This window comes from Oryzibacillus soli (genome assembly GCF_051594765.1).
In the GTDB taxonomy this organism is placed as follows: domain Bacteria; phylum Bacillota; class Bacilli; order Paenibacillales; family NBRC-103111; genus Paenibacillus_AR.
In genome coordinates this window covers 99,186-121,423 of the sequence record NZ_JBPPGJ010000016.1, presented here as the reverse complement: position 1 = coordinate 121,423, position 22,238 = coordinate 99,186, and the positions used below count along the sequence as shown (strand labels likewise).

Sequence of the window (22,238 nt, the reverse complement as noted above, 5' to 3'; positions counted from 1 at the left end):
TTACAGCACTTCCTTCAAGGATTCTTCCACGCCCTTGGTGATGATGGAGAACAGGTAGTCAGCGACCAGATCGGCGAAGCCTGCGACTTCGTTCAGGTTCTGACCCCACATCTCGGTACGGGCGAGGAGCGTGTTAACCAGTTGGCCTACGCAAGCACGGCTGCCGTCACAGTTGGACCACAGGGATTGGAACAGCTCAAGTACCGGCTGATCGTCGGAGATGTTGTATTCGTTGCCTGCCGGACGCTTGCCGATCAGGACGTTGCCGCGGATCTCGGTGCCGCGGTAGAAGGCGAAGAGAGCGGCCAGAGAGAAGGAGAGAACCTTCGGCAGCTGACCCTTGCGGTTCACATACTCCAGTACGGACGGCAGGACGCGCGTCTTGAACTTGGAGGTCGAGTTCAGCGAGATGCTGAGCAGGTAGTGACGGATGAACGGGTTGGCGAAACGCTCGGTGACTGCCGCCGCGAAGTCCCGCAGCTCCTTCTCGGACAGGTCGAGGGTCGGGATGATCTCGTCGAACACGCCTTTTTCCATGAAGCTGCGGATCTTGGCATCGTCCATGCACTCCTTGACGGTATCCAGGCCGTACAGGTAAGCGGCCAGCACGGTCATGGTGTGGGCGCCGTTCAGGATGCGCACTTTACGGGTGCGGTACGGGGTCATATCGTCAGTCCAGACCACGTCCAGGCCGATCTTGGTGAACGGCAGCTCCTCGGAGAAGCGCTTGTCGCCTTCGATGACCCACAGGTGGAACGGCTCGGCGGTGTTCAGGATCTTGTCTTCGTAACCCAGCTTGGCGGTCAGCTCGGCGATCTCGTCCTTCGGATAGCCGGTTACGATCCGGTCCACCAGCGTATTCAGGAAGTAGTTGGCATTCTCCACCCATGCGATGAAGTCGGCGCCCAGGTTCCATTCGGAGGCCAGACGCAGAACGATCTTCTTCAGGTTGTCGCCGTTGCGGTCGATGAGCTCGCAAGGGATGATGACGAAGCCCTTGTCGGCTGCGCCGTTGAAGGCGGTGAAACGCTTATGCAGCAGCACGGTCAGCTTGCCCGGGAAGGAGGCCGGAGGCGCATCGTCGTAACGGTCCTCCGCGGAGTAAGAGATGCCGGCTTCGGTTGTGTTGGAGATAATGAAGCGCAGATCCGGATTCTTAGCACATTCCAGATACGCGTTGAAGTCTTCGTAAGGGTTGATGCCACGGCTGATGGCGGAGATCAGGTCCTGCTCCTCGACGATCTGTCCGTTCTGGAGACCGCGAAGCAAGAGGGTGTACAGGCCGTCCTGCTCATTGATCATTTTCGTCAAGCCCTGGGCGATCGGTTGAACGACAACGACCCGGCCGTTGAACAGGTTGTTCTGGTTCAACTTGTGGATCATCCAATCGACGAAGCCGCGCATGAAGTTGCCTTCGCCGAATTGAAGCACGCGTTCGGGCATTGCGGCGATCTGGTCATAGTTGGCAAGCAGGGACTTGTTCAAAACAGTCATGGGTTAATAACCTCCTGGGAATAGTAAGTTCGGACAACCATCGTGAATATTATGTTAATGTTCACGTGTGCATATTTAAAGTGTAACACATACACCGATTGGTGTATGTGTCAAACGTGTGACTACTTGTTGTGAATCTGATGACTGACCGGGATGCGGATCTGATGACTGACTGCTGCTTTTTCTGATGACTGACATGCTGCAGATCTGGTGTGTATAGTAACGGCCGATTCTAGGATGTCAGGAGTGTTGGGTTCGGCCGAAACGATCAAGCTTGAAGAGCTTCCGCAGGTAAGGCAGGACGAAGTAGTCGCCGCCCAAGCGGCCTGCATTGCTGCTGCCGAGGATGATGAACACACCCAGCAGGATGAACCAAGGGTTGCTGGAGACGGTGCCGGCGAAGACGAACATGAAGTTCATCAGGAGCCCGAAGAAGGCGGCGGCAGCGGTCAGGGTGCCCAGAAGCAGGCCCAGACCGACCAGGAATTCTCCCCAAGGAATCAAGGTGTTGAATAATTTGGCGTTCGGTAATGCAAAATTATCTAAGAACTTCACAAAGTTGGGATAAATCAGCTCTTTGGTCTTGCTATCGGCAACGGGCTTGGCAACGGCGTTCTTCAGGAAGCCGGATGCGTCGAAGGTACCGCCGGTAATCTTCTCCCAGCCATGGTGCATCCACTCCCAACCCAAGTACAACCGGACGGCGAGAAACAGGAACGAGGCGATGAAGCTCTCTCTGAGCCACTTGGTAATCATCGTGTTCACTCCTTATAGGGGGTTTAGGGCTACGGGGTGGATGGTATGTTCCGTTTCCCTTGATGACTTAAGCATACTTGATGACACTTGTCACAGTATGTGATAAACCTCACTCGATATAACATTTTTCCCGATGTGTGATGGATTTATGACTGACGTTTCGACACCCCACTTCAACGATAGAGGAGATTCGACATGAGAAAAACCGCTTTGCTCATCGGATGCACGATCACCATCCTGACTGGGGGAACCGGCGGCCTGACCGCATCTGCAGAGCCTTCGGACAATTCCCGGCAGGTGCTGGGCCATGCCGTTTCGGAGGAATGGCCGGACGAGCAGCGTGCCAAGAACCACAGCCCGTTCCCGTTGAATGGATTATTGGCTAATACGGTGGGGGATATGCCTCGGCCCGTTATGATTATGGTGGAAAATTCGAACGCCGCCCGGCCCCAGAGCGGCTTGGATCAAGCGGATCTCGTCTATGAGATCCTGGCCGAGGGCAACATCACCCGCTTTGCGGCCGTGTACCAGAGCCAGGCGCCGCAGGTGGTCGGGCCTGTGCGGAGCATTCGGCCTTATTATGTAGAGATCGGGGACGGTCTTGACGCCATCATCGTCCATGCGGGCTGGAGCCAAGAGGCCATCAACATGATCATGGACCGCAAGCTGAACCACTTCGACCAGGTGTACGGGGATTCGGCCTATTATTGGAGGTCGGCCGAGCGCAAGGCGCCCCATAATCTCTACACCGGGGTGGACAAAATCCGCCAGGGCGCCGCTGAGCGCAAGATGCGCCAGGCATGGAGAGGGAGCGGCTTGTCCTATGCACCCGTGGAAGGGGTCCAGGAGGAGGGAGCCCGGCCTGTCCATTCTCCGGGCGGAGGCAAGGAGGCGGCATCCGTGTGGATCCCGTATCCGGGAGGCTACTCGGTGGGCTACCGCTACGATGGAGAGTCCAAGCTGTACAAGCGGGAAATGAACGGTGCCGCCCACACGGACAAGGAGACGGGGCGAACCCTTACGGCCGCGAACATCCTGATCTGCAAGACCCGGCACAAGATCGTGGACAATGCCGGACGGAGGGAGGTTCAGGTGGAGGGTCCCGGACAGGGCTATCTGGTCCAGCGCGGCTTGGTCCGGGAGGTCACCTGGAAGCGGGAGAACGGCTTGATCCGCGCTTACGAGGGCGGCGTGGAGCAGGAGCTGCTTCCCGGACAGACCTGGGTGCAGATCGTTCCGGATACGGCCGCCGTCACCTTCGGAGCCTTCTAATCGGCGGCACGCCGTACGCCAATTACCTCCGGAGATGTTGACCTCGGAGGTAATTGGCGTGCGTGCTTAGGTATAGTCGGGGATCGGCCGGGTCAGCGGACCTTCTTGCGCTTGGGCGTCCAGGTGCTGCCGGAGCCGGAGCCGGAGCCTTTGCGGCGAACCTTGCGGCCCGTATTCTTGCCCTTCTTGCGGGCGCGCTTGCGTCTCGGACGGTCCAGATCGTCGAAGTCCAGCGATTTACTCGCCGCCTTGCCGCCGAAGGAGCCCATCAGGAGCTTCAGCATCGGGGCCATCTGCTGGAAGCTGGATACCATCTTCTGAACGCGGGTCATGGTGCTGACGAGGCCGTCGATCCCGCCCATCTTGTCAATGAAGCCCTTGACCTGGTTCAGGTTCAAGCCGCCGAGGAGTCCGCCTGCGCCGCTGCCGCCGGCTGCTCCTCCTGAAGCGCCGCCGGTTAAGCCGCCTGCCCCTCCGAACCCTCCGGTTCCTCCCGGAACGGGAAACTCCGGATTGTACGCGGCGGGCCAGCTAGGCGTGCCTCCTCCGACATAGGGGTTCCCGATTCCGGGAAACTCTCCGCCCTGTCCGCCCCATAAGCTCTGCGTCATCGCATAATCCTGTTGGCGGGTATGCATCGTTTGTCTCGGTTTCACTTGGCTCACAACCCTTTTTATTGGAATGATCGGGCCTCCGCATCGGTTTCGGACCGGAACCGCCCGTTTGGACTTCCTTTTGCGGAGTTATTTTTATATAATCTATTCCATGGGCAAACGTTTGGTATGGACGAATGCCCGGTTTTTCGTCGCCTTCGCAGTTTAACCCGCTAACGCTTCAAAATTTTACAGTTTGAAATTTTTACAATTGCACAGCAGGAGAACCGATTATATTGTCGAATTGCTTGTATGCAAGTCTAGACATGGGCCAGGGGATGATGGGGATGCAGCTTAAGAAGCTGAACGATAAAGCCATTGAACAATTATTTGAAGCCATTCTGACACTTAAGGATATGGAAGAGTGCTACATCTTCTTCGACGACTTGTGCACGGTCAACGAGATCCAATCCTTGTCCCAGCGGCTGGAGGTAGCCCGGATGCTCCGCAAGGGCTGCACCTACAACCAGATCGAGGCCGAGACGGGAGCCAGCACGGCGACCATCTCCCGGGTGAAAAGATGCTTGAATTACGGCAATGACGGGTATAAAATGACATTGGAGCGTCTTGGAAGATAACACTTCCGAACGGCAGGCAATATAGCTCTTCACTTATAAATCCTTCTCTGCAAAGAGTGGGATTTTTCATGTGGAGGGGCTTTCAACCGCGGCTTCGTTTGACAATAAAATATCCTTTCGATAGCATGGAACTACGTCCGGTTACATGGCGGCGGCCGCACCTTGAAGGCGGTCCCGGAACGGGCGAATCCAGTCGCTGACGGAGGGAGCTATGCGTAAATTTGGAGTGTTGGTTATCAGTCACGGCTCACGCAGCGCCGAATGGGTCCGCCTGGTGGACGAGGCGGTGGCGGGAGTCCGGCTGGACGAGGGTATTCCGGTCGTGTCCTCCTTCTTGGAGATTGTGGAGGGCCGGCTGATTCAAGACGGGATCCGGATGCTGGAGGCCGAGGGCGTAACCGACATTGTCGTCGTCCCGTTGTTCGTGTCCTCGGGGAGCACACATATCGATGAGATCAGCTATGCGCTCGGAGTGATTCCCGAGCCGAACCTGCCTACGGATATGGTGCCTTTTGAACGGAGCGCGGCCATTCACTTTACCAGTCCGATCGACGATGATCCAGACATTGCGCGCATCGTATTCGAGAAGGTGCGTGAGCTGTCTGTTCAGCCGGACAAGGAGATTCTTCTTCTGGTGGGGCATGGCTCCATCGAGAAGGGCTTCCACCTGCGCTGGAAGACGGGGCTTGAGCGGCTGGCGGCCCGGCTGAAGGAGCTGGGCGGCTTCGACGAAGCGGATGTGTCCATGCTGCTGCCGGATCAGATTCCTTGGAAGATGAAGCGTTGGCGCAAGCTGAAGCCGGAGCATCGGGTGATCGTCGCTCCGTTGTTCTTGAGCGAGGGTTATTTTACCAAACAAGTAATTCCTTCCCGAATGGAAGGCTATGAGTACCGCTATAACGGACAAGCGATGCTGCCTCACCCTCTGGTGTCCAGATGGATGGAGAACCAGATCCGGCCCGTGCTGGCGGCGAACGGTGTAATCACTATGCGATGAACGGGTGAACTAGGGGATGGCCAAACGAGCAAGATTGATCTACAACCCGACTTCTGGACGGGAAGAAATGAGACGGCGGCTACCGGATGTCCTGCAGCGCTTGGAGCGCGGCGGGCTGGAGACGTCGACTCATGCGACGACCGGTGAAGGGGATGCGACTCTGGCTGCGGCGGATGCGGTGGAGCGCGGGTTTGACGTCATTATTGCTGCGGGCGGCGACGGGACGCTGTATGAGGTAATCAACGGGATGGCCGAAAAGCCGAACCGACCTCCCCTGGGTATCATTCCGCTCGGGACCACCAATGACTTCGCACGGGCGATGTCGATTCCGAAGAACTGGGAGGCGGCCTGCGACATCATCACCAAAGGCTTTGAGCGGGTGATCGATCTGGGCAAGGCCAACCAGCGGTACTTCATCAATATCGCAGGAGGCGGCTCCCTGACGGAGCTGACCTACGAGGTGCCGAGCAAGCTGAAGACTATGCTGGGCCAGCTGGCCTATTATATGAAGGGGCTGGAGAAGCTGCCTAGGCTCCGGCCCATTGAGCTGTATATCAAGGCGGACGGACATGAGCTCCACGAGGAGGTCATGATCTTCCTGATCTCCAACACCAATTCGGTGGCGGGCTTCGAGAAGCTGTGTCCGGATGCCACCATCGATGACGGTCTGCTGGACGTGATCGTGGTGAAGAAGTGCAATCTGGTAGAGCTGATCCGGGTCGTGACCCTGGCGCTGCGCGGGGAGCATCTGAATGATCCGAACCTGATCTCCTTCAAGACCCAGCATATCCAGATCACGTCGCCGGATTATGTACAATTGAACCTGGACGGAGAATTCGGCGGGACGCTGCCGGGCGTGTTCTCGGTACTGCCGAACCATCTGCGCATATTCGTGGATGAATCGGGCAATTCTTCGTATAAACGAAAGTAACCGGAGGTCCCGATGAATCGGATGAAGAGGAAAAAACCGCCCGCGGCGGCGGTTCAAGCGCCGGTGGCCGTTGGCCAGCTGGTAGAGGCCGATGTGGTTGGCATCGGACATGATGGAGAAGGGGTAGGCCGGACGAGGGACGGCTATACCCTTTTTATACGTGGGGCGCTGCCCGGCGAGAAGGTGCTGGCGCGAGTGGAGCACGTGAAGAAGCAGTACGGCTATGCGGCGCTGGCGCAGGTGCAGGTGCAGGGAGCGGACCGGGTGGAGCCGCCCTGCCCCATCTACGCCGAATGCGGCGGCTGTCAGCTCCAGCACCTGAGCTACGAGGCTCAGCTCCGATGGAAGCGTCAGCTGGTGGTCGATGCGCTGGAGCGGATCGGCAAGCTGACGGTGCAGGGGAGTGGAGCTGCAGGCGCAGGTGCAGATGGCGGGAGCGAGGCACAGGCCGGCGGCGTGACGGTGCATCCCACCCTGGGCATGGCCGAGCCCTGGCGCTACCGGAACAAGGCCCAGGTGCCGATCGGCCAGGAGCAGGGCGGGCTGGTGGGCGGCTTCTACGCCCAAGGGACCCACCGGATCATCGACATGGATGATTGTCTCATCCAGCATGAGAAGAACGACGACGTGGTTCGGAAGGTAAAGCGTGTTGCTGGGGAATTGGGCATCCGCGCTTATGATGAAGGAACCGGGCGAGGTCTCCTGCGCCACGTAGTGGTGAAGGTCGGCTTCCGCACCGGCGACGTCATGATCGTCCTCGTCACCAACGGCGAGAAGATCCAGCGGGTGGACGAGCTGCTGGGCCTCCTCCGGGAGGAGATACCCGGCGTGAAGAGCATCGTCCAGAACATCAACACGGTTCAGACCAACGTCATCTTCGGGGACCGGACCGTGGTGCTGTGGGGCGAGGAATACATCCGTGACTACATCGGGGACGTCCAGTTCGCCATCTCGGCCCGGTCCTTCTATCAGGTGAATCCGGTCCAGACCGAGGTGCTGTACGGCAAGGCCCTGGACTACGCCGGCTTGACCGGCGGTGAAACCGTCATCGACGCGTACTGCGGCATCGGGACGATCTCGCTGTTCCTGGCCCGCCAGGCGGGCCATGTCTACGGCGTAGAGATCGTCCGGGACGCCATCGCCGATGCGCGGCGCAACGCCGAGCTGAACGAGCTGTCGTCGCGCGTCACGTTCGAGGCGGGCCCCGCCGAGGAAGTGATCCCGGCGTGGCGCCGGCAGGGCGTGTCGGCCGACGTCATCGTCGTCGATCCGCCGCGGAAGGGCTGCGACGCCGCGCTGCTCAGCACCATCGGAGAGATGGCGCCGCGGCGTGTGGTGTATGTGTCGTGCAACCCTGCGACACTCGCACGGGACCTTCGCGTCCTCGAGGACGCGGGCTACCGCACCGTCGAGGTGCAGCCGGTGGACATGTTCCCGCATACGGTGCATGTGGAATCGGTGGCACTGTTAGTTTGGAACGGAAAATAACGACGAGAAGTAACGATGTCATGCTCTCCTTGGTTAAGGAGGGCTTTTTCTTTTACTTAAAGATGTAGAGGGGGGGATTTCTACCTTTTCTTGGGGATATGGCTTTTATATTGGCTGTACGCATCCACAGCATAAATAAAGGAAATAATTGGTCACGGGATATTTCAGGTTTGATATAATCTGAGCATGGACACACAAGAACGTAAATCGGAGCTGATGTAGTGATTCATTCTGCCGAAGAATTTGTGCGGTTAAGACTTAGTGATAATCCAGATGAATACTTAAAAGCAGCATGGGAAGAAGCGCCGCTGACCGTTTGGATTAAAGTGATAGAACAGTATCCTGATATGAGATTTTGGGTAGCGCATAACAAAACTGTTCCTCTTGGAGTTCTTGAGATTCTTGCGGATGATCCGTGTTGGAGAGTTAGGCATATGGTTGCGTCAAAAAATAAATTGCCAGAACATATACAACTAAAACTAGCCAAAGATGGCGATTTTTCCGTTAGGCAAAGGATTGTTTACAATAAAAAAGCATCGTTATCAGTACTTCAAATATTAGCGCAGGACGTTGATGAAGAAATAAGAAAACATGCGGTGATAAGGATAGCAGCAATTGAAGGTAGGTAATTCCCGGCTGCTTTTGGTTTAAGTAAGAAAAAGCCCCATCAAGAGGCTTACCTTCACCTTCTTCTTAAGAGACTATTCCTCTGATGCGTAGTCGCGAGGAATATTTTTTCCAGTCTGTGAAATAAAAAAGTATAGTGGTAATCAAAGGTGAGGGTTATGTTATGTCTAAAAATGATCATATGCTAACCATTCTATGGATGTTGAATTCGGGAGAGAAATGGACGGCGAAGCAAATATCGGAGAAGTTAGAGATACATATAAGAACTGTTTATCGGTATATGGATGCACTATGTGCCAGTGGCGTCCCGATCATATCCGACACCGGGCACAATGGCGGGTATAGCTTGCTGCACCCTTTTATCCAATCTCCTCTGCTATTTAGTATGAATGAAAAAAAGACATTGCTTCATGCTGCCCAATTTGCAAAAGAAGCCGGTTATCCTTTGAGTGAGGCATTAGAGAAGGCAACATCCAAGTTGAAGATGTATTCGAATCAGGAGCAGGAAAGGCTGCTAAGCCATCATGTAGCCGGATTTGGTGTAATAAACCGCAGGGGTTACCCCGCTGTTCAGCCGGTATTGCAGGAATTGGAGCTCGCTGTAGCAAATGAATGGTCTGTAGAAATTTCCTATCGTAACAGACATGAAGATCAGTCCCCCATTAGGGTCATAGACCCCTATGGCGTCGTTAATTGGAACCATAAGTGGTACACCATTGCATTTTGCCACCTGCGGAATGAGATCCGCAGCTTTCGGGTGGAACGAATGTTGAGCATCACACGCACGCCATTCTCATTTAAGCGTCCCCATGAATTTTCAGCGCGTACTTTTTTTATGAAAAATCTGTTGCCGGAACGAGTAGATAAATCCGGATTCATTTCACTCATTATTGGCGGCAGGGCAGAGGCGTTGGATGATCTATGCATGCATTGGTATTTGGAGCATCATTTGCAGGAGCGGACACCCACGCAAGCCATTTTTTTACTAGAGGAAGAAGCACTGTATAAACATATTCCGTATATCATCCTTCCCTATGGGAAATCCCTTCAAGTGATAGAGCCACAGAATCTAAAGAATAAACTGGTGGCGGTTGCCTCAGAGTTAATGGAATATTACCAAGGTTAACAACTTCACTGACCGCAGTTGTCAGTGAGGTTGTTTTATTATGATGAAGAATGAACTTTATGAGGAGGGCTTAGAAATGAATAAAACCGTATATCTCTATGTGTTTGATACCATGTCCGATTGGGAAATCGGTTATTTGACCGCCGAACTGAACTCTGGAAGATACTTCAGACAGGGGCTGGCACCAGCAAAAATAGTCACCGTTGGAATAGAAAAGACTCCAGTCACTACAATGGGCGGATTGAAAATCTTGCCGGATGTTAAAGTGGATGAGTGCAGCATCAAGAGCATAGATGCATTGATTTTACCTGGTGGAAATACATGGACAGAAGCTGTTCACGTACCCATATTAAGAATGGCCGAGATGTGTTTGAAGGAAGGGATAGCCGTTGGAGCCATTTGTGGCGCTACCTTAGGACTTGCTCAAGCAGGATTGTTAGATTCACGTTGGCACACTAGCAATGATTTGGCCTACCTTAAGATGATTTGCCCTTCTTACACGGGCGAAGAATATTACAAGGTGGAATCGGCTGTCACCGATGGGAGCTTGGTCACTGCATGCGGAGTAGCTCCATTAGAATTTTCGGTTCATGTTTTAAAAATGCTGGATGTATGTACCCCCAAGACATTGGACGCTTGGTATCGTCTTAACCAAACGCATGAACCTCAATACTTCTACGAGCTAATGAGCTCCATATAATGACAAGATTTGAACGTTCAGGTTGTTATGATATACTGTGCATAGTTTGATGAGGATCGGATGAATGGATATGGGGGGATTACATGTCCTGGAGCAAGTTGAAGCAACAACTGGAGAGCTTTCTCTGTCCAGCGTTAATGGGAAGGGTGGAATACCGTGCGCCGGGCTACCGTTATTTAACGGATAAACCGGGGATTTGCTATATTTCGGTAGATAAAAAGAGCGTACTCAATATGAGTGATAAAACGAACGCCATCAAATGGTATCAAACGGAGCTGGAAATTAAGAATGACCCGGATATCCAAATTCCTATAAGCAATGACGAAATTGAAGCGATCCGAAAAGAGACCAAGGGGCAAGTACCGGAGGATCGTCTAAAAGTAATTGCCAGAAGCAGAAAAAGTACAGCACTTGCAAAGGAGCTTTTGGCAGCGCAGGCTTCATTAAGTAAATCGAACTTTATCGTTGAGGCTAATAAGTTTTTAACGACTTCGATAGAAAAAAGCATAGAGAGCAATGATATCTTAATGAATATTCTTGCTCTGTTGGATAAAAGGGTTGGGAAAAAGCGGATTGTAAGCATGTCTGAGAAAATGAGGGTAAAGCATCCGATTGTGCAGTATTTTTATGAGCTGCGGCGGAGTGGGTTATGAGTAAATTGGAGTGGGAGAGTCAGAAACAGGAAGGGAAGTATGCCAAGCATGCAGCAAGTATCTATATTAGTGGCGGAGGATGAAGAGGATATTCGGAATTTGCTTAATAAGGAGCTGTCCGAAGAGGGATACACCGTATATCCTGCAGCAGATGGGTGGGAGGCGCACAGTCTCTTTCTAAGAGAAAAAGTGGATATTGGAATTTTCGATAGTATGATGCCGAGACTGGACGGAGTCAGACTTATGCAGAAAATCCGGGAGCAAAGTGATATCCCGATTATTTTTCTAACCGCTCGAGATCTAGAGATGGATAAAGTTCTGGTGTTATCCCTCGGTGCAGATGACTATATCGTGAAGCCATTCAGTGTGGCCGAATTAAAGGCACGAATTGCGGTACAGGTCAGAAAACTTACGGCGATCCATTCGAGGCAGTTCGACACGGCTGAATTACAATGTGGCGATATACGTGTAGATCCAGATCAAGGATGTGCCTATCTCGGTACACAGGAATTGAAGCTTAGTGCGAAGGAATACCAACTGCTTCAATTCTTCCTAGAGAACCGGAATCGTCTATTGACCAAAAAGCAGTTGTACCATGCAGTATGGAAGGAGGAATATGCATACGACGATAACACGGTTATGGTCCATATCAGCAGACTTCGAAATAAGATTGAAGAGAATCCGAAAGAGCCGAAGCATCTTGTAACATTCAGAGGAATTGGGTACAAGCTGATCGATGGAAGGTAAATGAAAAAGTACTACTTTGTTCACGTGGGAGTATGGAATGAAGAACAGGAAACGGAAAAACGGGAAAACGATAACCAATAGTTTGAAGGCCCTTCAATTTAAGTTCTATGCAACGGTTTTCTTAGTAGGGACCCTCTTATTCTTAATGCTGCAGATTATCTCGGTTCTTAACAATAATACGTCGTTGACCCAACTGTATCGGGCGGATACATTAATCAACCAAGATTATCATGCCATTCATGTATCGGGAATCGAAGAGAATCATGGCAGTGCCCAGATCGTGACGAAGAGCCTGGATGTGATTACCCTTACTGGAGCGGGGGTTATCAAGGAAAACAAGCTCACTCTTTCAGAGTGGAGTAAGTACCTGTCCGAGTTTGGGAAGACCGAAGTGTCTGCGGGGACATACAATGCTACTTTTGCGTATGATGCCGCGGGCGAATATTGGCTGGTGGTTGCATTTCCTGCTTCGTTAGAAATTCAGATCTCGATGATGGCCAATCTGGAAAGCGAGGGATTTATTCGGGAGACGGCCGTTATTGCATGTATTGCAGTCCTCTATATATCCATTGTAGTCATGATCGTTACCTTTTTCTCCAAACGTTCAGCCCAACAATTCGTGATTCCCTTACAAAGTCTTAAGAAGTATACCAAGGCATTGGAAGATGGAAAATACACAACTCGTATGGAGGCACCATTGGAGGGGGAATATGGTGAACTCCAGGAGACCTTTTACCATTTGGCGGCGGAGCTTGAGAAGAAGACCAACGAGAACAAGCGGATGGAGAGTAAGAAGAACGAAATGCTGTTGGATATTTCGCATGATTTGAAAAATCCACTGTCCGCAATCCAAGGATATGCGGAAGTGCTTATTGACAGGAAGAGTATGGACCTATCCCAGCGAGATTCTTATCTCTCCGCAATTTATCAGAACAGCCATAGAGCCAACCATATCATAACCAGTCTGTTCTCCTATGCACAAATTGAAAGTAAAGATTTTGTAATTACCAGAGAACAAACGGACTTCTGTGAGTTTATCCGATTACGAATACTGGAGTTGGTTGATGATATCGAGATTGCCGGGATGACATTGGATTGTCATATACCGGAAGAAGTGTGCATGATTGATATCGATGGTGAGCTGATCGGCAGGGTCGTGTTTAACCTGATCGGGAATGCAGTGAAGTATAACATCCCCGGAACGCATATACAGGTTACTCTTGCGGGTGAAGAGGGCGAGGTGATATTAAGTATATCCGACGATGGATGCGGAATGGATACAGAACAGGCGCTATCCATTTTTGAACCGTTTGTTAGAGAAGATAAGGCTAGAAACTCCAGGACCGGGGGCAGCGGGCTTGGACTTTCGATTGCCAAGAAGATCGTGGAGGCTCATGGCGGAACAATATCCCTGTCTACAGGAGTGAACCGAGGCAGCACGTTTACAATCACACTACCCATAGGGTGTTAAGGTAATTGTAAGGTTGCTGAAAGTTGCGGTTTATTTTGATTTGATATGATTTTTCCAACAACCCGTTTGTGGTTATGGAAGGAGAAATCATATGAAAACCAGAATGAAACGAAAACTAAAAAAGGTTGTAAAGTGGATTGGAATTATGATAGGCATCCTGCTGGCTATGGTTGCTATACTTAGCATCATCCATACCGCCTGCAAGAAAAAAGAAGCTCCGTTATTAGATCATGCGTATGGGCAGATGGTTGATGTGAATGGGGAGAAGATGTGCGTAGCCATTGCAGGAAGCGGTGAGAAGGTAGTCGTTCTACTGCCTGGGTTTGGCTCGACATCTCCCGTACTTGAAATGGCCCCGTTAGCCGATCATCTGAAGAATGAATATACGGTGGTAACGGTAGAGCCATTCGGATACGGCTTAAGCGACGAGACAAAAAAGGAACGATCTATTGAAAATATAACGGAAGAACTTCATATGCTGCTCCATACTTTAGGATATACGAAATACACCATTATGGCACATTCTCTATCGGGGCTCTATTCGGTCTACTATACCAACAAGTATCCGGGAGAAGTGGAGGCATTTGTTGGAATCGACAGCTCGGTGCCCAAACAGGCGCTGTATGATGAACCAGCAAAAAGTGCAATGACAAGCTATAAAATACAACGACTTCTGTATGATGCAGGGATGATACGTTTGTTGGCAGCCTTCGACAGCGAGGGAATCGTTCCGCGTATTAAAGGGTATGAATATTCTCAGGAAGATACAAAGACGTATAAGAGATTATTCCAGAGAGGTCCGTTAAATGATACCACCTTACAGGAATTCTCCATGTCAGATGTGAATTTCGCAGTGGCAAGGGAGTTGTCTTTTCCAGAAAATGTTCCTGTATTGTACTTCCTCTCCTCTCAAAATTGCGAGGAATCAGAAAAATGGGTGGAGCTTCATAAAGAAGTGATGAAGGACAAAGAGCATAGACAAATCAAAATTCTTCAAGGGACCCATTATCTGCATTATGACTATGCTGCGGAAATGACTTCTCAATTTAAGGAATGGGCTAACGCGTTTAAAGATTCTACGAACTAACGGCTCAATTCAAGTTTATTCTAAAAAAGAACGCCAAGGAGTTGTCCTTGGCGTCTTTCGCATCTTAAGAAACGTCAGCTTCGTTCAGCCGGAATCGCACGCCCTGACGGTAAAGCTCCCCATGCAGCTCGGAAACCGGCACATCCTTCAGCGCGCAGCCCCGGTCGATCGCGATCGAGGCGGCAGCCCCGGCAGCCTGGCCAAGCGCGTAGCAGCTAGTCTGAGTGCGCATCGACGACATGGCGACGTGCGTGGCGGAAATCGCCCGGCCGGCCACCAGCACCCCCTCGAGCCCCTTCGGAACCATGCATCGGTACGGGATATCGTATCCTTCGACAGGGCGTTCGTCGCACTCCTTGGCGCCGTTCGGACTATGGATATCGATTTCGTAGTTGGTTTGCGCCACGACATCCGCGAACCTTCTGCCCGACATCAGGTCCTCTTCGTTCAGCGTGTAGAGGCCCTCGATCTGGTTCGTTTCCCTGACGCCTGTCTGGCTGCCGACATGTGACAGGATATAGTTCTCGAACCCGTTGCGCTGCAGATAATGGGCGACGGAAAATACCTGACGGAGCGCTTCCATCTCCGCGAAGTTGACCTCATCGATTTTGGAGCCGTTGGCCTTCACGCGGGTCATGTTGACGAGCAACGTGCCGTCATTCATCCGTTCCCAATACAGATGCCGGCCCTGCGGCAAATCCTCGATGTTCTCATAGTAATAACAGCCTTCCGGAAGATAGGACTCCACCTTTCGGCCCGTATTTTGCATCATGAACATCAGGGTCATCGGCTGTGTCAAACCATCGGATTCGCGCCCGGAATGATAACCGGCACCGGCGTCGATGGCCACGCGGGCATCGCCCGTGCAGTCGAGAAAGACGGAGCCTTCCACGACACGCAGGCCCTCGCGGGTATTGACGATGACCGCTTGAACCCGGCCTTGGTCCGATATGGCCGATACGAAAGAGGTATGGAAGCAGACCTTGACATTCTCCTTCTCCAGCTTCCGGTTCAAATAATAGCGGAGCCGAAAGGGGGAGTACTGGGGCGCAACATCAAAATCCGTCCCCTCCGGAAGCTGATCCCGGATAACCTCCGACACGATCTCCCGGTAGATTCCCGTTATATTCCCGACCTGCATGAAAATGCTCACGTTCCCGAGCGTCCCCATTCCGCCCAGCTGGGCAGAATGCTCCAGCAGAATCACTTTTTTACCGCAGCGGGCGCCCGTGATCGCTGCGGCAACTCCTGCGGGTCCTCCGCCTACGACGACAAGATCGGCGCGGTCGTAAACCGGGATTTCCCGTTTCAGCTCATACGTTGTGGGCATTCTTATAAACAGCTCCTTCGCTTAAACTAATATTAGGTTAACTAAGGTTAACCGTTAAATCAATGTTAACTAACAGCAATCCTCTTGTCAACGAGTTTTCCTTGCTCTTATGAAAAAGGTTTGCACTGCTTGCTCGACATTCGGTAAAATAGAGAGGTTAACTTGTAAACCTGTGTGATGACAGGTAAAAGGAAAGGGTGATGGTTCTGCCTACCATCGAAGAAATAGCCAAGCTGGCCGGTGTGTCCAAAACGACCGTATCGCTGGCGTTGTCCGATCACCCCCGGATCTCCGAGCAAACCAAACGTAAAATCCGGGAAATCGCCGAGCAAATTCATTATGTGCCGAACCGGCTCGCCTCCGGTCTCAGCAGCTCGCGCAGCAAAATGATCGCCCTTGTGTGTTACACGCAGCATCTGCAGCTTGACGGTCTGTTCGCCGAGCTGCTGACCCATATCAGCCAGGAATCCCTGAAGGCGGGCTACTCCGTTGTGTTGCTGGCGTCGACCGAAGAGCACGGGGATGAGCTCGCGGACAAATTAAGATACGCCGGCGTGGAAGGGGCGATTATTCTAAGCTGGTCCGCTAAAATTACCGGCTTGAAAAAGCTGCTGCAAGCCCGATGTCCCTTGGTTTTTTTGGGCCAGCGCAAAGTAGAGGGATTGCCTGCCTCCGAGATGAATATCGTCGCCACGGACAGCTATAACGGCTCTCGGGAAGCCGTCGAATATTTGGTCTCGCTCGGCCATCGGCAAATTGGGCTTATCGTTCCCTTCGAGTCCGAGCGCATTCCCGCAATCGAAGAGCGGATACGCGGGTATAAAAGCGTTATGGATGAACTCGGACAGCCGTACTCGGAGCAAATATTCGAGCTGCCGGTAACCTACAACCCGGAGCATCCGTGCTGGAACCAAATTCAACGCAGCCCATGTACCGCCTATTTTTCGTCTTCGATGAGAGAGGGGCGCGTACTGCTGCAGTACTTTCAACAAGCGGGTGTCTCTGTTCCCGGGGATGTATCGCTGATCGTTTTTGATGATTTCCCTACCGCAGCGCTGGAGCATCCGCCGGTGACTGTCCTGAAGCAGGACGCCCGGACACTCGGGCGGATGGCCTGCAATGTGTTGATTGATCTGCTGGAGCACCCAGACGATCAGCCGAAGCGTTTATTCGTACCGCCGGTGCTCGTGCTCAGGGAATCGGCCGCAGCTGTGAAGGAAACTCGAAATGGATAAGAGCCGCGAGAAACTCAGGTATTCACTCCTGGGATTCCGCGGCTCTTTTCTCTCATTATTTCTTCCCTATAAAAAATCGCCGCCCGTTCCCCGACAGGGAACAGGAGCGGCGACACTACAGGCTCCTAGACGATTCGTTGGTACTGTTAGGAGCAGGGACGGCCAATTCGGTCATCTTTTTGTCCAATAAGATTTTGGAGGGAGGGTATCCCTTAATTTTTTTGAATAGCTTGCTGAAGTAGTAGATATCTTCAAAGCCGCATTTGTATGCCGCATCCTTGACGGAAAACTCGCCGCTAATAAGAATATTCTCCGCATTGCTGATTTTCATTTTATTCATATAATCCTTTACGGAAGAACCCGTATACTTTTTGAATAGGGTTCCGAAATAGGCCGTTGTTACGCCGGCAATTGTGGCAAGCTCTTCTACTTCGATCGGCTTGTGGAGATTGCTCAGGATATATCGGATGGATTTCTGAATTCTGCTGTCTATGTTCCGGACGTTGATTTTATAGTAGAAGCGCTTGAAATAATGATGAAGAATCATCAAGAGCAAGGCTCGGGCTTTGATCTCAAAGCCCGGACTTTTTTTCAACCACACAAGGGTCAGTTCATTGTATAGAGATAATAATTCTTCCGAGAAGCCGATATGGGATATCAATGGAAAAGGAAGCTCCACATCATTCCCCTTGATATCATACAGCTGGAAGTTGATGGCGAAACTCTCCATGGGGTTGTTCGCATCCGTAGTTGCACTTCGCCGGCTGCCTTGCGGGATACATATGAGATCGCCCTGATTGACTTCATAATATTCGCCGTTCACCTTGTAAAGGGCTTTCCCGCTTGAAAAATAGGATAAATCAATAAAATGGGTGGTTGCATCTTCGATAATCCAGTTCGGAGTAGAGCGCCTGTTAATGTAATATTCGATTTGCGGATTGATCTCCTTGTAGTCCATAAACTCTCCGCTTTCGGTTAAAGTTGTAACCGTTTCCGAAAAAAGTACAAAGGATTTATTATCCATCCATGGAGATTATTATAGGGCTTGTATATCATATTATCAATAGTAAGTGGCAGAGAGAAGGAGATCGTCTACACCACCGGTTCGTCATTCTTACGGTAGTAGAAGGTCGAGACCTTGTGTTTGTTCACTTTCTTGAATGCGCTTACAATGCCTGCCATACAACATCTTGAGGGAGGAGTTCTTATTGACCGTAAACATCATTTTTGTCGGCAAGTTGTAAGAGGTTCCGAAAACGATGCCTTAAGAAAAGGAGCTAACCCAAGATGAACGGTGAAAAACGCTTTATCTACGTCACCCGCATCCTCATAGTCAGCATGCTGTTCTCCTTATTCACGTTTGCCCCCGTCTCGGCCGCTACGGCTGGAGGCGAAGCTTCGGAAGCCGGCAATGGAGACTTCCCGCTCCAGATGAGCCTTGCTGGAACCGGATCCAATGTGAACCAAGCGGTGTACGACGCTGTGTATGCCGACGATGATCCTTATTTCCGTCTTGATCCGGGTCCTGGTAAAGTGCCTGTACAAATTACCGCCCCCACCAATGTCTGGACCTCCAGAACCCCGCTAGACAGCCGTGTCCCTGCCGACTTTGCCGGTGGCACCTTCAAAATGATTCCGTATCCTTTTGCAGATTCCCAAGGCAAAGCGGATGTGCTCCAGATCAATTACGCCCATAACGGAAAAAGCACATTCGGCGGAATAAGCATGGAATCTCCGTTGTCCCCGGCTGTTAATGTCCCGGAAGGCTCAACGATCGAGTTCGACGTGTTCTATCCCAAGAGCGCGCAGGGCAAATACATGAGGTGGAGAATCAGAAATGCCGGCTCGAACCTCGATTCCTACCTTAGGGATTACCAGTACAACAACCTTAACCCCGACTGGGTGGGCAGCTACAACGGTGAATCCTGGTTAAAGGCTCACCACAGCATTACCGCCTCAACAGGCAGTTCCTCGAACTTCATTCTGGAGCTCCATGGCGAGAACGCTCGTTCCGCAGAAACGGGCATGCTTCTTGTCGCCAACATCAAAATAACCGCGCCCGATCCCAATGGCGTTGCGCTTCCCAACGTAGTCAACAAGGAAAACCAGAGTGACGTAGCGCCATTGAAAAGTGTTTACAATAAGGAAAATGGCCTGTTCATGGTCGGCGCGATCGGAACCGGAGCAGTAACCGGAGCCAGAGCCAATCACTATGAAATCTTCGTGGACGGCAACAATCTCAAGGCCGATGGAACGCATCCCCGTGGCCCGAGCTGGCTGAAGAGCACTACTGGCGCAGACCTGAGCGGCGCAGCCACCACCCCCGGCTTAGCGGAATATAGTTTCCCGACCAATTCTTATCAAGCGATCCGGGATTCCGGGACTCCGGGACAGTACAAGTCTCACGGCCATGTGTTGGCGTGGTACAACCAGGCCCCTGCATGGATGACACAGATTATTCCCGCGAACCTGCCCTCCGGATATAACGGCACAACCAATTTCTACGGACTTGGCAATGGCGTTACAACCACGGTTAAGGTAGACAAAGAGATGGCCAGAAGGGTGCAGTTCAACCACACCATGTATGTGATGCGGCACTTCCTGACCACAGATACGAAGTATGGTTCAAGCGTATCCCGCGGAGTCATTCCCTTCCATTCATGGGACGTACTCAACGAAGAGGTGCACGAGAGCCGTCACAGTGAACTCATCCCCAAGGATGTGAACAACTGGAGAATGAGCTTGAAACACACCAACTGGCTTGCTGCCATGTCGGATGATCAAATCGGCGGCAACATCACCGAGCATTACATTTACTTGCTCTTCAAAAACGCGCACATCGCGGCTCCTAACGCCAAGATGGCGGCAGCTTACAAAGCCAACTATGCAAAGCTTCCCGAGTACATGAAGCTCGACGGACACGACAACGCCGGCAGCATTGACGCCTATATCGTTGAGAATCCTCCGAAGCTGACCTACAACGATTACGGACTTGCGACCCGCAGCAAGGCGAGGACGGTATACAACATGGTTCTCGAGCTGAACACCGCATGGCGCTCCGATCCGCTGTATGACGGAAGACCCCTTATCGAAGACATCGGTATCCAGGGACACGATGCGGTTGGTAAGACCCTTGCCAGCGATAACCAGTATGCCATGGCTCTCTATGCCTCTCTCGTTGACCGTGGCCTTCTTTCCGGAATTTCCTACTCCGAGCTTGACCTTAAGGTGCCGACCGACGCCCCCGGCGGCGGCGCAACCGCTCCCGCCGTGCTTAATGTCAGACAGTCGGATGCCCTTGGTTATGAGTACGCGCTGATGTACAAACTGTTCACCAAGTTCGCCCCGTACATCGATCACATCATCAGCTGGGGCGTATCCGGATCAGGGTGGCAGGGAAGCTATGTGCTGTTCGACAGTCAGAGCAATGCCAATGCCGGCTACTATGGCGCCATGAATCCGGACAGATTCGTTCTTGGACATTCCTACCTGAATAGTTTCTTTGAAGGTGAGTACGAGAAGCTCCAGAGCAGCTATGGAATTGACCTTGGTGATCTGGGGACCTATACACCCCGTAATGTGAAAGCAGACCTCAGCGGCTTGACACTGAGTGTGGGCACCCTTAATCCCGTATTCGAAGCGGGGACCACTCAGTATGGAGTCACATTGAAGGATGCCAATAGCATTACGGTAACGCCGGTGGCAAAATACAGCAAGGCAACCATAAAGGTGAATGGTACGGTGGTTGCCAGCGGTACCGCTTCCGGAGCCATATCGCTTACACCTGGTACAGCAACGGATATCAAGGTGGAGGTAACCGCTGAAGACGGTACGGTAAAGACTTACACGATAAAAGTAACTAATGACAGAACGGATACTTCGTCCTCTTCCAGCACCGGAGCATCCTCTTCAGCACCGGCCGCACCTGCAGCACCAGTTGTTCAGGATCAGAAAGTAACCATGCAGACGACGGTGAAGAATGGAACCGCAGCCGTTCCGACACTGGATCTGGACAAAGCCAAGGAATACATGGCAAAGAATGTAACCCTAGACATACCTGTGGCGCAAGGGGTGAAGTCCTACTCGGTAGGCTTGCCTGCTGCGGTCCTGACAAGCGGAACCAAGGATGACAAGCTCACGCTGTCCACCGAAATGGCTAAGGTTGTCCTATCCGGTACCATGTTGACCGGTACAGCGGAGAGCAGCAGCAAGGAAGTAGCACTGGGAATTGGAAATGGCGACAAGTCCAAGCTTCCGGCGGAAGTGAAGGCGGCTCTCGGCGATAGGCCGATCATTCAGCTTACCCTTACGGTGGACGGCAAGGAAACGGCCTGGAGCAATCCCGGTGCACCGGTAACCGTATCCGTGCCTTACAAGCCGACTGCAGACGAATCGAAGAATCCCGAATGGATTGTGGTTTGGTACATGGACGGAAGCGGAAAGGTGAGTACCATACCGAGCGGACGCTATGACCCGAAGACCGGTATGGTAACCTTCACAACCACTCATTTCAGCGACTACGCCGTAGCTTACGTATCCAAGACATTCACCGATCTCGGAACGGCAGCTTGGGCCAGGAGTGCTGTCGAAGTACTTGCATCCAAGGATATTCTCAAGACGGAAGGCAATGGATTCAATCCAGAAGCCGATATTACAAGGGCGGATTTCCTGTACTCCCTTGTAAGGGCACTTGGATTGACGACAAAGACAAATGGCAATTTCAGCGATGTACAGGTGAATGCTTACTATTACAATGAAATTGCAATTGCCAAAGCACTTGGTATTACGACTGGTATAGGCAATGACAGATTCGGCGGCGATGACAAGATCACAAGGCAGGACATGATGGTGCTGACAGAAAAAGCCCTGAAGCTTGCGAAGAAGCTGAATAAGCAAGGTGCGGCTGCGGATCTGGAGCCATTCTCCGACAAGTCCGAGGTTGCTTTCTATGCGGTGAACAGCGTAGCGACCATGGTGAAGGAAGGATTGATCCTAGGCAGCGATAACAAAGTCAATCCGACTGGCAACACAACCAAAGCAGAAGCTGCGGTATTCCTTTACCGGATCTATAATAAGTAGAAAATCTCATAAGG

The 22,238-nt window shown here is 52.0% G+C and carries 19 protein-coding genes; 14 read left to right on the top strand and 5 right to left on the bottom strand.

Annotated features, from left to right (window positions below):
• Together ACSEXW_RS20790 and ACSEXW_RS20785 are read right to left on the bottom strand one after the other, a co-directional pair.
• Window positions 1–1,494, bottom strand: a complete 1,494-nt coding sequence (locus ACSEXW_RS20790) for a tagaturonate reductase (protein WP_438448091.1) — start codon at window positions 1,492–1,494, stop codon at window positions 1–3.
• 240 nt (window positions 1,495–1,734) lie between these two features.
• Window positions 1,735–2,250 (bottom strand): DoxX family membrane protein, encoded by a 516-nt coding sequence (locus tag ACSEXW_RS20785; protein ID WP_438448090.1) that lies wholly within the window; start codon window positions 2,248–2,250, stop codon window positions 1,735–1,737.
• A gap of 195 nt (window positions 2,251–2,445) precedes the next feature.
• Here ACSEXW_RS20785 and ACSEXW_RS20780 point away from each other — a divergent pair, with 195 nt between their 5' ends.
• Window positions 2,446–3,522 carry a DUF3048 domain-containing protein gene (locus ACSEXW_RS20780; protein ID WP_438448089.1) on the top strand — a complete coding sequence of 359 codons (1,077 nt, stop codon included), beginning with the start codon at window positions 2,446–2,448 and terminating at the stop codon, window positions 3,520–3,522.
• 92 nt (window positions 3,523–3,614) lie between these two features.
• Here the strand turns inward: ACSEXW_RS20780 and ACSEXW_RS20775 are convergent, their stop codons facing one another.
• Window positions 3,615–4,178, bottom strand: a complete 564-nt coding sequence (locus ACSEXW_RS20775; protein ID WP_438448088.1) for an aminotransferase — start codon at window positions 4,176–4,178, stop codon at window positions 3,615–3,617.
• A 284-nt stretch (window positions 4,179–4,462) separates the two neighbouring features.
• Between ACSEXW_RS20775 and ACSEXW_RS20770 the strand changes: the two genes are divergently transcribed.
• The 11 genes from ACSEXW_RS20770 to ACSEXW_RS20720 all read left to right on the top strand — a co-directional run bounded on the left by ACSEXW_RS20770 (window position 4,463) and on the right by ACSEXW_RS20720 (window position 14,580).
• Window positions 4,463–4,753 (top strand): YerC/YecD family TrpR-related protein, encoded by a 291-nt coding sequence (locus ACSEXW_RS20770; RefSeq protein WP_438448087.1) that lies wholly within the window; start codon window positions 4,463–4,465, stop codon window positions 4,751–4,753.
• Between the two features lie 211 nt (window positions 4,754–4,964).
• Window positions 4,965–5,750: a sirohydrochlorin chelatase gene (locus ACSEXW_RS20765; protein WP_438448086.1), complete on the top strand. Its 786-nt coding sequence runs from the start codon at window positions 4,965–4,967 to the stop codon at window positions 5,748–5,750.
• A gap of 16 nt (window positions 5,751–5,766) precedes the next feature.
• Window positions 5,767–6,681, top strand: coding sequence for a diacylglycerol kinase (locus tag ACSEXW_RS20760; RefSeq protein ID WP_438448085.1), 915 nt, complete (start codon window positions 5,767–5,769; stop codon window positions 6,679–6,681).
• Window positions 6,682–6,693: 12 nt separating this feature from the next.
• Entirely contained in the window at window positions 6,694–8,169 is a 1,476-nt protein-coding gene (gene rlmD / locus ACSEXW_RS20755; protein ID WP_438448084.1) for a 23S rRNA (uracil(1939)-C(5))-methyltransferase RlmD, read from the top strand.
• A gap of 221 nt (window positions 8,170–8,390) precedes the next feature.
• Complete coding sequence (locus ACSEXW_RS20750; RefSeq protein WP_438448083.1) at window positions 8,391–8,798, top strand: HEAT repeat domain-containing protein; 408 nt, start codon at window positions 8,391–8,393, stop codon at window positions 8,796–8,798.
• Window positions 8,799–8,959: 161 nt separating this feature from the next.
• Window positions 8,960–9,922: a helix-turn-helix transcriptional regulator gene (locus ACSEXW_RS20745; RefSeq protein WP_438448082.1), complete on the top strand. Its 963-nt coding sequence runs from the start codon at window positions 8,960–8,962 to the stop codon at window positions 9,920–9,922.
• A gap of 76 nt (window positions 9,923–9,998) precedes the next feature.
• Window positions 9,999–10,622 carry a type 1 glutamine amidotransferase family protein gene (locus ACSEXW_RS20740; protein ID WP_438448081.1) on the top strand — a complete coding sequence of 208 codons (624 nt, stop codon included), beginning with the start codon at window positions 9,999–10,001 and terminating at the stop codon, window positions 10,620–10,622.
• 83 nt (window positions 10,623–10,705) lie between these two features.
• Window positions 10,706–11,275, top strand: coding sequence for an SF0329 family protein (locus ACSEXW_RS20735; RefSeq protein ID WP_438448080.1), 570 nt, complete (start codon window positions 10,706–10,708; stop codon window positions 11,273–11,275).
• A 48-nt stretch (window positions 11,276–11,323) separates the two neighbouring features.
• Entirely contained in the window at window positions 11,324–12,022 is a 699-nt protein-coding gene (locus ACSEXW_RS20730; protein ID WP_438448079.1) for a response regulator transcription factor, read from the top strand.
• A gap of 37 nt (window positions 12,023–12,059) precedes the next feature.
• On the top strand, window positions 12,060–13,493 hold the full coding sequence (locus tag ACSEXW_RS20725) for a sensor histidine kinase (RefSeq protein ID WP_438448078.1): 1,434 nt from the start codon (window positions 12,060–12,062) through the stop codon (window positions 13,491–13,493).
• 91 nt (window positions 13,494–13,584) lie between these two features.
• Window positions 13,585–14,580 (top strand): alpha/beta fold hydrolase, encoded by a 996-nt coding sequence (locus tag ACSEXW_RS20720; protein WP_438448077.1) that lies wholly within the window; start codon window positions 13,585–13,587, stop codon window positions 14,578–14,580.
• 64 nt (window positions 14,581–14,644) lie between these two features.
• Here ACSEXW_RS20720 and ACSEXW_RS20715 read toward each other — a convergent pair whose 3' ends face one another.
• Window positions 14,645–15,910, bottom strand: coding sequence for an FAD-dependent oxidoreductase (locus ACSEXW_RS20715; RefSeq protein WP_438448076.1), 1,266 nt, complete (start codon window positions 15,908–15,910; stop codon window positions 14,645–14,647).
• Between the two features lie 200 nt (window positions 15,911–16,110).
• On the opposite strand from ACSEXW_RS20715, the gene ACSEXW_RS20710 reads away from it, so the two are divergent.
• Window positions 16,111–17,145 carry a LacI family DNA-binding transcriptional regulator gene (locus ACSEXW_RS20710; RefSeq protein ID WP_438448075.1) on the top strand — a complete coding sequence of 345 codons (1,035 nt, stop codon included), beginning with the start codon at window positions 16,111–16,113 and terminating at the stop codon, window positions 17,143–17,145.
• A gap of 115 nt (window positions 17,146–17,260) precedes the next feature.
• Here the strand turns inward: ACSEXW_RS20710 and ACSEXW_RS20705 are convergent, their stop codons facing one another.
• Entirely contained in the window at window positions 17,261–18,103 is an 843-nt protein-coding gene (locus ACSEXW_RS20705; RefSeq protein WP_438448074.1) for an AraC family transcriptional regulator, read from the bottom strand.
• 329 nt (window positions 18,104–18,432) lie between these two features.
• On the opposite strand from ACSEXW_RS20705, the gene ACSEXW_RS20700 reads away from it, so the two are divergent.
• Window positions 18,433–22,224 (top strand): S-layer homology domain-containing protein, encoded by a 3,792-nt coding sequence (locus ACSEXW_RS20700; RefSeq protein ID WP_438448073.1) that lies wholly within the window; start codon window positions 18,433–18,435, stop codon window positions 22,222–22,224.
• Window positions 22,225–22,238 lie beyond the last annotated feature (14 nt).

Coding starts and splice junctions, on each gene's coding strand:
- ACSEXW_RS20790 (WP_438448091.1), bottom strand. CDS start 1,494: ATGACTGTTTTGAACAAGTCCCTGCTTGCCAACTATGACCAGATCGCC.
- ACSEXW_RS20785 (WP_438448090.1), bottom strand. CDS start 2,250: ATGATTACCAAGTGGCTCAGAGAGAGCTTCATCGCCTCGTTCCTGTTT.
- ACSEXW_RS20780 (WP_438448089.1), top strand. CDS start 2,446: ATGAGAAAAACCGCTTTGCTCATCGGATGCACGATCACCATCCTGACT.
- ACSEXW_RS20770 (WP_438448087.1), top strand. CDS start 4,463: ATGCAGCTTAAGAAGCTGAACGATAAAGCCATTGAACAATTATTTGAA.
- ACSEXW_RS20765 (WP_438448086.1), top strand. CDS start 4,965: ATGCGTAAATTTGGAGTGTTGGTTATCAGTCACGGCTCACGCAGCGCC.
- ACSEXW_RS20760 (WP_438448085.1), top strand. CDS start 5,767: ATGGCCAAACGAGCAAGATTGATCTACAACCCGACTTCTGGACGGGAA.
- rlmD (WP_438448084.1), top strand. CDS start 6,694: ATGAATCGGATGAAGAGGAAAAAACCGCCCGCGGCGGCGGTTCAAGCG.
- ACSEXW_RS20745 (WP_438448082.1), top strand. CDS start 8,960: ATGTCTAAAAATGATCATATGCTAACCATTCTATGGATGTTGAATTCG.
- ACSEXW_RS20740 (WP_438448081.1), top strand. CDS start 9,999: ATGAATAAAACCGTATATCTCTATGTGTTTGATACCATGTCCGATTGG.
- ACSEXW_RS20735 (WP_438448080.1), top strand. CDS start 10,706: ATGTCCTGGAGCAAGTTGAAGCAACAACTGGAGAGCTTTCTCTGTCCA.
- ACSEXW_RS20730 (WP_438448079.1), top strand. CDS start 11,324: ATGCAGCAAGTATCTATATTAGTGGCGGAGGATGAAGAGGATATTCGG.
- ACSEXW_RS20725 (WP_438448078.1), top strand. CDS start 12,060: ATGAAGAACAGGAAACGGAAAAACGGGAAAACGATAACCAATAGTTTG.
- ACSEXW_RS20720 (WP_438448077.1), top strand. CDS start 13,585: ATGAAAACCAGAATGAAACGAAAACTAAAAAAGGTTGTAAAGTGGATT.
- ACSEXW_RS20715 (WP_438448076.1), bottom strand. CDS start 15,910: ATGCCCACAACGTATGAGCTGAAACGGGAAATCCCGGTTTACGACCGC.
- ACSEXW_RS20710 (WP_438448075.1), top strand. CDS start 16,111: ATGGTTCTGCCTACCATCGAAGAAATAGCCAAGCTGGCCGGTGTGTCC.
- ACSEXW_RS20705 (WP_438448074.1), bottom strand. CDS start 18,103: ATGGACTACAAGGAGATCAATCCGCAAATCGAATATTACATTAACAGG.
- ACSEXW_RS20700 (WP_438448073.1), top strand. CDS start 18,433: ATGAACGGTGAAAAACGCTTTATCTACGTCACCCGCATCCTCATAGTC.